This is a genomic window from Methylococcus sp. S1M, assembly GCF_051295855.1.
Classification (GTDB): Bacteria; Pseudomonadota; Gammaproteobacteria; order Methylococcales; family Methylococcaceae; genus Methylococcus; species Methylococcus capsulatus.
Genome location: NZ_JBPDXO010000002.1, coordinates 249,317 through 261,384, shown reverse-complemented (window position 1 = coordinate 261,384; position 12,068 = coordinate 249,317). Strand labels below are relative to the sequence as shown.

Genomic DNA, 12,068 nt, shown 5'->3' with positions numbered 1-12,068 from the left:
GGGCTAGTCCGGCAGCACGAGGATCGCGTCCATTTCCACCCCGGCTCCGCGGGGGAGGGCGGCGACGCCTATGGCGGCGCGCGCGGGGTAAGGTTCCGAGAAGTAGTTCGCCATGATTTCGTTGACCAGCGGAAAGTGCCCGAGATCGGTCAGGAACACATTGAGCTTGACGACGTCTCCGAGCGTGCCTCCGGCAGCCTCGGCGACCGCGCTGAGGTTGTCGAAGACCCGCCGGATCTGCATCTCCATGTTGTCGTCGACTAGCGTCATGGTGGCCGGATCGAGTGGGATCTGGCCCGACAGGTAAACGGTGTTTCCGACCCGCACGGCCTGGGAATAGGTGCCGATGGCTTTGGGGGCATGTTCGGTATGAATGACTTGGCGCGGCATGGTTCTCTACTTTCTCAGTTCCGATTTGACTCTGGATATTTTCAGGACGATGCTCAGTCGGCGCAATTCGCGCATGACCCGCGCGAGGTGGACCCTGTCCTTGACGCCGATCGTGATGACGTCCGTGGATATCTGGTCGTCCTGGTTGGTGATCTGGACGTTTTCGATGTCGGCTTCCATCCGGGAGATCGCCGATGCCACCTGGGCGAGGGTGCCAACCCGGTTCATCAGTTCCAGCCGAATCATCGCCGGGAACATCCCGCTCGCCGCGCGATCCCACTCGACGTCCAGGCTGTTGATCTGCTTGCGCCGCAGCTCGGCAGCATTTTTGCAGTCGGTGAGATGCACCACGATGCCCTTGCCTGGGTTGAAGAAACCGACGATGGGGTCGCCTGGAATCGGCCGGCAGCACTTTGCCAGGTTGACCACGACGCCCTCGGTTCCCTTGATGACGAGCGGCATCCTGGCGCTTTTTTCGGCAGCTGGCGACGGCGCGCCTTTGCCGCTTTCGCGTTCACCATGCAGCATTTGCTGCACGACGAGGAAGGGGAGCCGGTTGCCGAGGCCGAGATCTTCCAGCAGGGATTCGAACGAGGCCAACTCCAGGGAGCGGGTAAAGTTTTCCAGTTGCTGCGGCGGAATCGCCTCCAGATTCAGCCCGTGATTGGCCAGTTCCTTTTCCAACAGGCGCCGTCCGAGGTTGACCGCTTCCTGTTTCTTGAAGTTTCTCAAATGGCTGCGGATTGCGGCCCGAGCTTTGGCCGTTACCACATAGTTCAGCCACAGGGGATTCGGTCTGGCCCAAGGCGCGGTGATGATCTCGATGGTCTGGCCATTCTCGAGCACGCTGTGCAGCGGCGCCAGAATGCGGTTGACGCGGGCTGAGACACAGGAATTGCCGATGTCGGTATGTACCGCGTAGGCGAAATCGACGATAGTGGCGCCACGCGGCAGCTTGATGATGCGGCCCTTGGGGGTGAACACGTAGCACTCGTGCTGGAACAGGTCGACCTTGAGGTTGTCGAGGAATTCCAGGGAATCGCCGGCACTCTTCTGGATTTCCAGCAGGTCTCGCAGCCATTCCCGGGCTCGCGCCTGGCTGCCGGCGGCGGGATCGGTTTCCGATTTGTACAGCCAATGGGCAGCGATCCCCGACTCCGCCATGTGGTGCATCGCATGGGTGCGGATCTGGATTTCCAGCGGCAGGCCGAAGGGGCCGATCAGGACGGTGTGGAGCGACTGGTAGCCGTTGGCCTTGGGCAGGGCGATGTAGTCTTTGAAGCGGCCCGGAATCGGTTTGTACAGGTTGTGGACGGCGCCCAGAGCCCGGTAACACTCGTCGGGCGAGTCGACCACGATGCGGAACGCATAGACGTCGTAGACCTGGGCGAAGGGTAGATGCTTGCTGCGCATCTTCTGGTAGAGACTGTAGAGATGCTTCTCCCGGCCGATGATCCGGGCGTCCGGCATGCCGCAATCCTTGAGGCGCGCTTTGAGCGTTGATTCGATGGTGGCGAGGACCTCCTTGCGGTTGCCTCGCGCTTTCTTGACGCACTGCTCGAGTACCCGGTGCCGCATCGGGTACATGGCGGAGAAGCCGAGATTCTCCAGTTCCAGCCGGACCTCGTTCATTCCCAGCCGATGGGCGATGGGGGCATAAATGTCCAGGGTTTCCCGGGCGATGCGACAGCGCCGTCCCGGGTTCATCACATCCAGCGTGCGCATGTTGTGGAGCCGGTCCGCCAGCTTGACCATGATCACGCGCAGGTCCTTGACCATCGCCAGGACCATTTTGCGCACATTCTCCGCCTGAGCCTCGGCGCGCGATTTGCAGTCGAGCTGGGTGAGCTTGCTGACGCCATCGACCAGTTCCGCTACTTCGGCTCCGAAGCGGGCGCTCAGATCCTCCTTGGTCAAGGGCGTGTCTTCGATGACGTCGTGGAGGAGGGCCGCCATGATGCCCTTGGCATCCATCCGCATTTCGGCAAGGATGATGGCGACCGAAAGGGGGTGACAGACGTAGGGCTCGCCGCTGAGGCGAAACTGCCCCTCATGCGCCTTGGCGGCGACTTCGTAAGCCTTCTGGATTTCCGCGACCTGGGCCGGTTCGAGGTAGCTCGAAGTCAGATGGCCGAGCCGGCGCGCCAGTTTTTCCTGAGGCGTTTCCGCCGGCTCTTGCGGCGGCGGGGCATCGGCGACGGCGTACGAGCTCATTGCGGCGGTTGAAGGTTTTCCGGTCGACCTAGATGTCGTCGTCAAGGTCGGCGAGATCGTCGCGGGGTGCCGGCATCGGGCGTTCGATTGGATAACGGTCCGTCTTCACCTTCTCCTTCATGTAGGCAGGTGTAATGTGCCCTTCGGCGATTTCGCGCAAGGCTACCACGGTCGGCTTGTCGTTGTCCCAGGTCACCTTGGCTTCTTCGGGATGGCGTGCCAGCACACGGGCCCGCTTGCTGGCGAGCAGCACGAGCTGAAAACGGTTTTCGACTTTGTCCAGGCAATCTTCGACGGTGATGCGAGCCATTCAAGTCCTCGATCGGTGGCTTTGAGAAAATAGGTAGTATGTATCGCAGTTCCGCGCTCTGTACAGTGCGTTTGACTGCGGAAGCGGCGATTTGTTGCGGACGGGATACAGTCGTCTTGTCCGCCGGGGATTCAGTCCGCGCGGCTCTCCAGCATGGCAACCGCCGGCAGTTGCTTGCCTTCGAGAAATTCCAGGAAGGCGCCGCCCCCCGTCGAGATGTAGGAGATGCGGTCGGCGATGCCATATTTGTCGATGGCTGCCAGTGTGTCTCCCCCGCCGGCAATGGAAAATGCATGGCTTTCGGCGATGGCCAGACCCAATCGGCGGGTGCCTTCCCCGAACTGGTCGAATTCGAAGACACCTACGGGGCCGTTCCAGACCACCGTGCCGGCGCGGCCGATGAACTCGGCGTAGCGGCGGGTGGTCTCCGGACCGATGTCGAAGATCATGTCGTCCTCGGCGATGTCCGCGACGCTCTTGACCATGGCGGGTTCCGCGGCATCGAAGCGTTTGCCGACCACCACGTCGACCGGTACGGGGATCTCCCCGCCCTTGGCCTTGGCGGCTTCCATCAGGCGCCCGGCTTCGGCCACCAGGTCCTCCTCGTACAGTGATTTCCCGACGTTGAAGCCGGCGGCTTTGATGAAGGTGTTGGCGATACCGCCACCGACGATGAGCTGATCGACCACCTGCGAAAGGGAATCCAGAACCGTCAGTTTGGTCGATACTTTCGAGCCGCCGACGATGGCGACCAAGGGGCGCGCCGGGTCGTGGAGCGCTCTGCCCAGTGCGTCCAATTCCGTCGCCAGCAGCAGGCCGGCACAGGCGGTGGGAGCGTATTTGCCCACGCCGTGCGTCGAGGCCTCGGCGCGGTGCGCCGTACCGAAGGCATCCATCACGTAGACGTCGCACAGCGCGGCGAGCTGGCGCGCCAAGACCTCGTCGTCCTTCTTCTCGCCCTTGTTGAAACGCACGTTCTCGAATAGCACGACCGACCCGACCGCCGGGTCGGCGCCACCCAGGTAGTCCTTCACCAGTGTCACCGGCTGCCCCAATAGTTCGGACAGCCGGTCGGCAACGGGTTTCATGGAAAACTCCTCGGCATATTCCCCTTCGGTGGGGCGGCCGAGATGCGACATCAGCATCACCGCAGCGCCGGCGTCCAGCGCGTGGCGGATGGTCGGGAGGGCGGCGCGGATGCGGGCGTCGCTGGTGACCCGGCCATCTTTGACGGGGACGTTGAAGTCTTCCCGGATCAGGACGCGCTTGCCGGCGAGATCGATGTCGGTCATGCGTTTGAAAGCCATGGGATGCTCCTTGGTTCTTTGGAATCTTGAAATGGTGCCCTCAGGCGTTGCGCCACTTGATTGAACAACCCATGCTGGGAATCTGCTCGGCCGGGCCCTTGCCGGTCTCGGCAATCTGCTTCATGGCCTCGTACAGCTCGCGGCGGCAGCCGGGCGGGGACGCCTCCCGCCGGCTGGCGTCGAGCCGGCCGCGGTATTGCAGTTCCAGATCGGCGTTGTAACCGAAGAAATCCGGCGTGCACACGGCGCCGTAGGCCCGGGCGACCGCCTGGGTTTCGTCCAGCAGGTAGGGGAAAGGGTAGGATAGATCCGCGGCGACTTTCTGCATGTTTTCGAACGAATCCTCTGGATAATCGGTCGGATCGTTGGGCATGATGGCCACCACGCCGATGCCCAACGCCTGGATGTCTTTGGCATCGCGCACGAGGCGGTCCTGCACCGCCTTCACATAAGGACAGTGATTGCAGATGAACATGACCAGGAGCCCTTTGGGACCCCGGCATCGTTCCAGCGTCCAGATCTTGCCGTCGACGCCGGGCAGGGCGAAGTCAGGGGCCTTCCGGCCGAATTCGCACTCAGGGGTTTCTGTACTTACCATGCTTGTACGCTCCAAACGGGGGAGTGCCGCATCATAACAGACATCAAGCGAGGCGCTCGCACCGTTTTAGCGCAGTGTCCAGGCGTAGGCGAACAGGCCCAGACCCAGCGTCGCCACCGTCCAGATCAGCGTCGGAGAAGCGAACGCCGTGCTCAGAAGGGTGGCGCTCAGAATCAGCGATCCGCCGCCGATGCCCCCCAGGATACGGCGTTGTCCCAGGCGGATTTCCCGGGTCAGGATACGCAGTTCGTCCGAGCGGATGCTGAGTTCGAGCCGGCCGTTGACCGCGCGATGGAGCGCCTGATAGCCGAGGCCGGGCATTTCCGGCCATTGCTGGGCCCATTCGGGCAGTTTTGCCCCGAGTCTCCGGACCGCGGATTTCGGGCCGCGCTCATCCTGGAACCAGTTTTCGAGAAAAGGCTTGGCGGTCTGCCAGAGATCGAGGTCGGGGTAGAGCTCCCTTCCCAGACCTTCGATATTGAGCAGGGTCTTCTGCAATAAGACCAGTTGCGGCTGCACTTCCATGTCGAAACGCCGGGCGACCTGGAACAGCCGCAGCAACACCTGTCCATAGGAGATTTCTTTCAGCGGCTTTTCGAAGATCGGTTCGCTGACGCTACGGATGGCCGATTCGAATTCCTCGATCCGCGTCGTGGGGGGTACCCAGCCGGATTCCACGTGCATTTCGGCGACCCGGCGATAATCCCGGTTGAAGAACGCCAGGAAATTTTCGGCCACGTAATACTGGTCGGCCTTGGAGATGCTGCCGACGATGCCGAAGTCGACGGCGATGTAGCGTGCGTCCGTCGTGGCGAAGATGTTGCCGGGGTGCATGTCGGCGTGGAAGAAACTGTCGCGGAATACCTGGGTGAAGAAGATTTCCACCCCGCGCTCCGCCAGCAGCTTGAGGTCGACGCCCGCGCGCCGGAGCTGCGGAACGTCGCCGATGGGGATGCCGGCGATGCGTTCCATCACCATGACGTCCCGGCGCGTATAGTCCCAGTACACCTTGGGGACGTAGAGAATCCCGGATGTTTCGAAGCGGCGCCGGATCTCGGCGGCGTTGGCCGCTTCCCGCACCAGGTCCAGTTCGTCCAGGATGGTCTTTTCGAATTCGGCGACGACTTCGGTCGGGCGCAGTCTGCGGGCATCCGGCCAGAACCGCTGCGCCATGCCGGCCAGTGCGTAGAGTAGTTCGATGTCCGCCTCGATGCGTTGCCGGACGCCGGGCCGTAATACCTTGACTACGACTTCTTCGCCGCTGTGCAGGCGGGCGGCATGGACCTGCGCGACCGAAGCCGAAGCCAACGGCTCTTCGTCGAAAGACCGGAACAGCGTGCCGACCGGCTGGCCCAGTGCGGACTCGACCGTCCGGCGGGCCTCGACGCCGGGAAACGGGGGCACGCGGTCCTGCAGCTTCACCAGTTCTTCGCCGATGTCGTCGGGCAGCAGGTCGCGGCGCGTGGAAAGCGTTTGGCCGAACTTGACGAAGATCGGCCCGAGTTCCTCCAGCGCCCGACGGAGGCGCACGGCACGCGGTGCTTCGACGTCGCGGGCGCCCAGCGCGGTGGAGAAGCGGACGGCATGGCGCAACGGCCGGTACAGATGCGTGGCTTCGACCAGTTCGTCGAGTCCATGGAGGACCAGCACGCGCTGGATGTGCAGTAAGCGGCTGACGAGTCGGATCGGGATCACGGCGTTTTCGCTTGAGGCTGGCCGGGAGCGGTGAGCTGCTTGTTCTCGATGCGGACGAGACGGGCTTCCAGCCTTGCGATGCCATCGCGCAGATGGTCGATTGCCGTGTACAGCGCCTCGGCTTCAGGATCGGCGGGGACGATCCGGGTTTCCTCCTGCAGCAGTTCGCGGGTATTCAACCGGAGGGTGGTGCCGAGGTCGGTGCTCCAGTGACGGAGCGTCCGCCCGGCCCCGGTGATGTTCCGGGCCATCGTTGGTCCCAGATAGCGTGCCAACATCGCCTCCCAAGGGATGTCCAGGTCTTTCAGTAATGCGGAAAATTTCCGCGCGGTTTCCGTGTCACCTTCCAGCACCAGCGGTCCGGTCGTGCCCGGACCGATGCGGGCGCGGCTCAATGCCGCCCGCGCCAGCGTGAGGGGAGAACCCGCAATCACGGCATCGGGCGTGCCGGTGCTTTCCCCCAACACCTGGATACCCTCGGGAGTGGGGCACAACAGGATGCCGATGCCGGGCGGCGTCAGCACCAGGGCGATGGTCTTGCCGGCCAGGGCTTCCAGGCGTGCTCGGCTGGAGGGGCTCGACGTGACATAGCGCGACAGCGCTTGCTCCATGGCACCGCGCAGGGCGGCCGCCAGCAAGAGTTTGGGCATTCCCGCCATCTTCAGAACTTGTAGCCCCGGTGCACGGCGACGATGCCCTGCATCAGGTCGAAGTATTCGCAGCGCTCGAAGCCGGCCTTCTCCATCATGGCCTTGAGCTTCTCCTGGTTCGGGTGCATACGGATCGACTCGGCGAGATAACGGTAACTTTCGGCGTCGTTGGCGACGAGCTTGCCCAGGAACGGCAGGACCTTGAACGAGTACAGGTCATAGGCCTTCCTGAGCAGCTCGTTGTGGACCTCCGAGAATTCCAGCACGATGAGTCGTCCCCCCGGCTTGAGGGCTCGGTACATGGAGTTCAAGGCCTTGTCCTTGTGGGTGACGTTGCGCAGGCCGAAGCCGATGCTGATGCAGTCGAAGCTGTCGTCGGGAAAGGGCAGTTTTTCCGCGTCGATCTGGGCGTAGGCCACCGATTCGGCAAGACCATCGTCGATGATCCGGTCGCGGCCGCGCCTGAGCATTTCCGCATTGATGTCGGACAGTACCACGAAACCTCGGGCGCCGACCCGCTTGCGGAACAAGGCGGTCAGGTCGCCGGTGCCGCCGGCCAGGTCCAGCACCTTCTCGCCAGAGCGGACATGTGCCAGGTCCACTGCGATTCGCTTCCAGAGTCGGTGGATGCCAATCGACATCAGGTCGTTCATGACATCATACTTGCCGGCGACGGAATCGAACACGGCGCGGACCATGTTCGCCTTTTCGTGCTCGGGCACGGTACGGAAGCCGAAGTGGGTGGTGTTTTCACTCATGGGGATGTGTTCTCGAAGGGGGCAATGTCAGGCTTTGCGACTGCGGTCCGCCGCCGCCACTTTGCCGAGGTATTCCTGCCAGAGGGTGCTGTAATGGCGGCCGAGATCGTACAGCAGCTTCCAGGTATAGATGCCGGTGTCATGACCGTCGCTGAAGGTCGGTTTGATGCCGTAATGGCCGACCGGATCGACCGCCGTGATGGTCACGTCTTCCTTGTTCAGTGGCAAGGTCTCTTGCCCGGGGCCGTGACCGCGGACTTCCGCCGAGGGCGAATACACCCGCAGGTACTCGCAGGGCAGCTCGAAGCGGCTACCGTCGTCGAAGGAGATCTCGAGCACACGGCTTTCCCGGTGCAGGGTGATGGCGATGGGTGTGGGATCGCTCATGATCACAGGATGTAGCGGCTGAGATCTTCGTCCAGGGCCAGAGAGCCCAGGTGGGCGTCGACGTAACCGGCGTCGATGGTAATGCTGGTGCCGGAGCGGTCGGCGGCGTCGAACGAGATTTCCTCCAGCAGCCGTTCCAGCACCGTGTGCAGCCGCCGGGCGCCGATGTTCTCGGTGCGTTCGTTCACCTCCCAGCTGATCTGGGCGATGCGCCGGATGGCGCTGTCGGCGAATTCCAGGTTGACGCCTTCGGTTGCCAACAGTGCGGCGTACTGCGCCGTCAGCGACGCATCCGGCTCGGTGAGGATCCGCACGAAGTCGTCGGCCGACAGCGGATTCAGCTCCACCCGGATCGGGAACCGCCCCTGCAGTTCCGGTATCAGATCGGATGGCTTGGCCAGATGGAACGCCCCCGAGGCGATGAACAGGATGTGGTCGGTGCGGATGGTGCCGTATTTGGTGCTGACGGTGCAGCCCTCGACCAGGGGCAGCAAGTCACGCTGCACCCCTTCCCGGGAAACATCCGGTCCACCGTAGTCCGCGCGCTTGCAGATCTTGTCCAGCTCGTCGAGAAAGACGATGCCGTTCTGTTCCACCGCATGAACGGCCCGCAGCTTGATCTCTTCCTCGTTGATCATCTTGCCGGCCTCCTCTTCCTTGAGCAGCTTGAGGGCATCCCGGACGCGCAGTTTGCGGGTCCGGGTCCGTCCGGCCTGGAAGTTCTGGAACAGGTTTTGCAGCTGGCTGCTCATCTCCTCCAGGCCGGGCGGGGCCATGATCTCCACGCCGATCGGCGCGGCGGAGACGTCGATTTCGATCTCTTTGTCGTTCAGTTCCCCGGCACGCAGCTTTTGACGGAACTTCTGCCGGGCCGGCGAGTCTCCTTCTTCCCCGGCGTTCCAGGTGCTGGCGTGAGGCACCAGGGCGTCGAGCACGCGCTCTTCGGCGGCGGCTTCCGCCCGGCTCTGCACCTTGGCCGTTTCTGTCTGGCGGATCATCTTGATCGCCGCATCGGTCAGGTCGCGGATGATGGATTCGACGTCGCGTCCAACATAACCGACTTCGGTGAACTTGGTCGCCTCGACCTTGATGAACGGCGCATTGGCCAGCCGCGCCAAGCGGCGGGCGATTTCGGTCTTACCCACGCCGGTGGGGCCGATCATCAGGATGTTCTTGGGGGTGATTTCGTCGCGCAGCGGCGCGCCGACCTGGGCGCGGCGCCAACGGTTGCGTAGCGCGATCGCGACGGCGCGCTTGGCCTCCGCCTGGCCGACGATGTGTTTGTCCAGCTCGTGGACGATTTCGCGGGGAGTCATCTGGCTCATGCTGGATTAGGGAAATTCCGACCTGTCTCGAGTTCTTCGATGGTCAGATTGCGGTTGGTGTAGATACAGATGTCGGCGGCGATGATCAAGGACTTCTCGACGATGTCGCGGGCGCCGAGTTCGGTGTTTTCCAGCAGCGCGCGTGCGGCCGACTGGGCGAAGGGACCGCCGGAACCGATTGCGATCAGTCCGTTTTCCGGCTCGATCACGTCGCCGTTGCCCGAAATGATCAGCGAAGCCTTGTCGTCAGCGATCGCCAGCAGGGCCTCCAGACGGCGCAGCATGCGGTCGGTGCGCCAGTCCTTGACCAGTTCCACGGCGGCTTTGGTGAGGTTGCCGCGGTGCTTTTCCAACTGGCTCTCGAAGCGTTCGAACAGGGTGAAGGCGTCCGCCGTGGCGCCGGCGAAACCGGCCAATACCCGTCCGTTGTAGAGGCGTCTCACCTTCCTGGCATTGCCTTTCATGACCGTGTTGCCGAGGGTGACCTGGCCGTCGCCGCCGATCACCACCTGGTCGCCCCGGCGGACGGAAACGATGGTCGTGCCGTGAAAATTTTCCACAGGATTCCTGAAGTGGTGGCTGAAGCTTGCGCATTCTATACGAATGCAGCAGATACTTACCGGCTTTCCGAACGGTCGCGGAGGAATTCGATGACCCCGTCGATGCCGATCGACTGGTTGTCGGCATCCCGGCGGCCCTTGTATTCCAGGGCACCGGAGTCCAGCCCACGTTCGCTGATGACGATGCGGTGCGGAATGCCGATCAGCTCCATGTCGGCGAACATCACGCCGGGGCGTACCTTGCGGTCGTCATACAGCACCTCGAAGCCGGCGGCCGACATCTCCGCATAGAGCCGCTCGGCGGTAGTCCGCACCCGCTCCGAGGTCTGCATGTTGATCGGGCAGAGGGCCACCTGGAAGGGCGCCAGGGCTTCGGGCCAGACGATGCCGCGCTCGTCGTGGTTCTGTTCGATCGCCGCCGCGACGACCCGGGAAACGCCGATGCCATAGCAGCCCATCAGCATGACCTGGCTGCGGCCTTCCTCGTTGAGTACGGTGGCGTTCAGCGCTGCGCTGTACTTCGTGCCGAGCTGGAAGATGTGGCCGACCTCGATGCCGCGCGCGATCCGCAGCGTGCCCAGACCATCCGGACTCGGGTCGCCCTCGACCACGTTGCGGAGATCACACAGATACTCGTCCTGCGGCAGCGGCAGATCGCGCTCCCAGTTGACGCCGCTGAAGTGGTAGCCGGCCTCGTTGGCGCCGCAGACGAAATCACTCATCACCGCCACGGCGCGGTCGGCGTAGACCGGGCCGACAGCCGTGCCGGCCGGCAGGTTCAACGGGCCGATGTAGCCGGGACGGCAGCCCATGTGGCGTTCGATCTCGTCCTCGCTGGCAAAGCGGAACCGTCCCAGCACCTTGCCCAGCTTGACTTCGTTCAGCTCGTGGTCGCCCCGCAGCAAGACCGTCACGAACATGTCGCGGTCCAGCCCGTCGTCGTCGACGATGGTCTGCATGACTGCGACGGTCTTGAGGATCTGGTGGGGAGGAACACCGAGGAATTCGCTCACCTCGGCGATGGATTTCTTGCCCGGCGTTTCGACTTTGAGCAGTGCGGCAGTGGGCGCCGGACGCGGCGCCGTCGGGGCGAGCGCCTCGGCCTGCTCGACGTTGGCGGCATAGTCGCTGACCGTGGAGAAGGCGATGGCGTCCTCGCCGGAATCGGCCAGCACGTGGAATTCGTGCGAATGGCTGCCGCCGATGGCGCCGGTGTCCGCCAGCACCGGGCGGAACCTCAGTCCCAGTCGGCTGAAGATGTTGCTGTAAGCCACGTACATGGCATCGTAAGTCTGGGCCAGCGATTCCTGATCGAGGTGGAAGGAATAGGCGTCTTTCATGACGAACTCGCGCGCCCGCATTACGCCGAAACGCGGCCGGATCTCGTCGCGGAACTTGGTCTGGATCTGATAGAAGTTGACTGGGAGCTGCCGGTAGCTCTTGAGTTCGTTGCGGGCCAGATCGGTGATGATTTCCTCGTGGGTTGGCCCCAGACAGAATGCCCGGTCGTGGCGGTCGTGCAAACGCGCCAGCTCTGGTCCGTACTGCTCCCAGCGGCCGGATTCCTGCCACAGTTCGGCCGGCTGGACCACCGGCATCAGGACTTCCAGCGCCCCGGCCCGGTCCATTTCCTCGCGCACCACCCGCTCGACTCTGCGCAGTACCCTCAGTCCCAGGGGCAGCCAGGTGTAGAGCCCCGCCGCCAGTTTCCGGATCAGCCCGGCGCGCAGCATCAGCTGATGACTGACGATCTCGGCGTCGGAGGGAATTTCCTTCAGGGTGTTCAAGGGGAACTGGGAGGTGCGCATGGAGGAGGTTTTCGGGCGGTTACAAAATTCTTCATTTTATCGGGATGTGGCGGCGCAAGTCAGCAG

12 protein-coding genes are annotated in these 12,068 nt (G+C 63.2%); all 12 read right to left on the bottom strand.

What is annotated here, in order from left to right:
- Positions 1-3 precede the first annotated feature (3 nt).
- On the bottom strand, positions 4-390 hold the full coding sequence (locus tag ACSHWJ_RS04835; RefSeq protein WP_010961269.1) for a RidA family protein: 387 nt from the start codon (positions 388-390) through the stop codon (positions 4-6).
- A 6-nt stretch (positions 391-396) separates the two neighbouring features.
- Positions 397-2,604: a RelA/SpoT family protein gene (locus tag ACSHWJ_RS04830; protein ID WP_010961268.1), complete on the bottom strand. Its 2,208-nt coding sequence runs from the start codon at positions 2,602-2,604 to the stop codon at positions 397-399.
- A gap of 28 nt (positions 2,605-2,632) precedes the next feature.
- Positions 2,633-2,914: a DNA-directed RNA polymerase subunit omega gene (rpoZ, locus tag ACSHWJ_RS04825; RefSeq protein ID WP_010961267.1), complete on the bottom strand. Its 282-nt coding sequence runs from the start codon at positions 2,912-2,914 to the stop codon at positions 2,633-2,635.
- Between the two features lie 131 nt (positions 2,915-3,045).
- The gene (locus ACSHWJ_RS04820; RefSeq protein WP_432539422.1) at positions 3,046-4,221 is read right to left on the bottom strand and encodes a phosphoglycerate kinase; all 1,176 of its coding nucleotides are present in this window, start codon (positions 4,219-4,221) and stop codon (positions 3,046-3,048) included.
- A 40-nt stretch (positions 4,222-4,261) separates the two neighbouring features.
- Positions 4,262-4,819 carry a thioredoxin family protein gene (locus tag ACSHWJ_RS04815; RefSeq protein ID WP_010961265.1) on the bottom strand — a complete coding sequence of 186 codons (558 nt, stop codon included), beginning with the start codon at positions 4,817-4,819 and terminating at the stop codon, positions 4,262-4,264.
- Positions 4,820-4,885: 66 nt separating this feature from the next.
- Positions 4,886-6,514, bottom strand: coding sequence for a ubiquinone biosynthesis regulatory protein kinase UbiB (ubiB, locus tag ACSHWJ_RS04810; protein WP_282213296.1), 1,629 nt, complete (start codon positions 6,512-6,514; stop codon positions 4,886-4,888).
- Positions 6,511-7,164: a ubiquinone biosynthesis accessory factor UbiJ gene (locus ACSHWJ_RS04805; protein WP_017366322.1), complete on the bottom strand. Its 654-nt coding sequence runs from the start codon at positions 7,162-7,164 to the stop codon at positions 6,511-6,513. Before ACSHWJ_RS04805 ends, ubiB begins: the two co-directional genes overlap by 4 nt.
- 11 nt (positions 7,165-7,175) lie before the next feature.
- Positions 7,176-7,922: a bifunctional demethylmenaquinone methyltransferase/2-methoxy-6-polyprenyl-1,4-benzoquinol methylase UbiE gene (gene ubiE / locus ACSHWJ_RS04800; protein WP_017366321.1), complete on the bottom strand. Its 747-nt coding sequence runs from the start codon at positions 7,920-7,922 to the stop codon at positions 7,176-7,178.
- Positions 7,923-7,949: 27 nt separating this feature from the next.
- Positions 7,950-8,315 (bottom strand): gamma-butyrobetaine hydroxylase-like domain-containing protein, encoded by a 366-nt coding sequence (locus ACSHWJ_RS04795; protein ID WP_218797985.1) that lies wholly within the window; start codon positions 8,313-8,315, stop codon positions 7,950-7,952.
- Positions 8,312-9,634 carry an ATP-dependent protease ATPase subunit HslU gene (gene hslU / locus ACSHWJ_RS04790; protein WP_010961260.1) on the bottom strand — a complete coding sequence of 441 codons (1,323 nt, stop codon included), beginning with the start codon at positions 9,632-9,634 and terminating at the stop codon, positions 8,312-8,314. The genes ACSHWJ_RS04795 and hslU overlap by 4 nt, the downstream gene beginning before the upstream one ends.
- Positions 9,631-10,194 (bottom strand): ATP-dependent protease subunit HslV, encoded by a 564-nt coding sequence (gene hslV / locus ACSHWJ_RS04785; RefSeq protein ID WP_017366320.1) that lies wholly within the window; start codon positions 10,192-10,194, stop codon positions 9,631-9,633. The genes hslU and hslV overlap by 4 nt, the downstream gene beginning before the upstream one ends.
- A gap of 56 nt (positions 10,195-10,250) precedes the next feature.
- On the bottom strand, positions 10,251-12,002 hold the full coding sequence (locus ACSHWJ_RS04780) for a proline--tRNA ligase (RefSeq protein WP_282213297.1): 1,752 nt from the start codon (positions 12,000-12,002) through the stop codon (positions 10,251-10,253).
- Positions 12,003-12,068: the final 66 nt, after the last annotated feature.

Bases quoted from the DNA above. Each gene is read 5' to 3' on its own strand.
- ACSHWJ_RS04780 (WP_282213297.1), bottom strand. From the start codon at position 12,002: ATGCGCACCTCCCAGTTCCCCTTGAACACCCTGAAGGAAATTCCCTCC.
- ACSHWJ_RS04835 (WP_010961269.1), bottom strand. From the start codon at position 390: ATGCCGCGCCAAGTCATTCATACCGAACATGCCCCCAAAGCCATCGGC.
- rpoZ (WP_010961267.1), bottom strand. From the start codon at position 2,914: ATGGCTCGCATCACCGTCGAAGATTGCCTGGACAAAGTCGAAAACCGT.
- hslU (WP_010961260.1), bottom strand. From the start codon at position 9,634: ATGAGCCAGATGACTCCCCGCGAAATCGTCCACGAGCTGGACAAACAC.
- ACSHWJ_RS04830 (WP_010961268.1), bottom strand. From the start codon at position 2,604: ATGAGCTCGTACGCCGTCGCCGATGCCCCGCCGCCGCAAGAGCCGGCG.
- ACSHWJ_RS04805 (WP_017366322.1), bottom strand. From the start codon at position 7,164: ATGCCCAAACTCTTGCTGGCGGCCGCCCTGCGCGGTGCCATGGAGCAA.
- ubiE (WP_017366321.1), bottom strand. From the start codon at position 7,922: ATGAGTGAAAACACCACCCACTTCGGCTTCCGTACCGTGCCCGAGCAC.
- ACSHWJ_RS04820 (WP_432539422.1), bottom strand. From the start codon at position 4,221: ATGGCTTTCAAACGCATGACCGACATCGATCTCGCCGGCAAGCGCGTC.
- ACSHWJ_RS04815 (WP_010961265.1), bottom strand. From the start codon at position 4,819: ATGGTAAGTACAGAAACCCCTGAGTGCGAATTCGGCCGGAAGGCCCCT.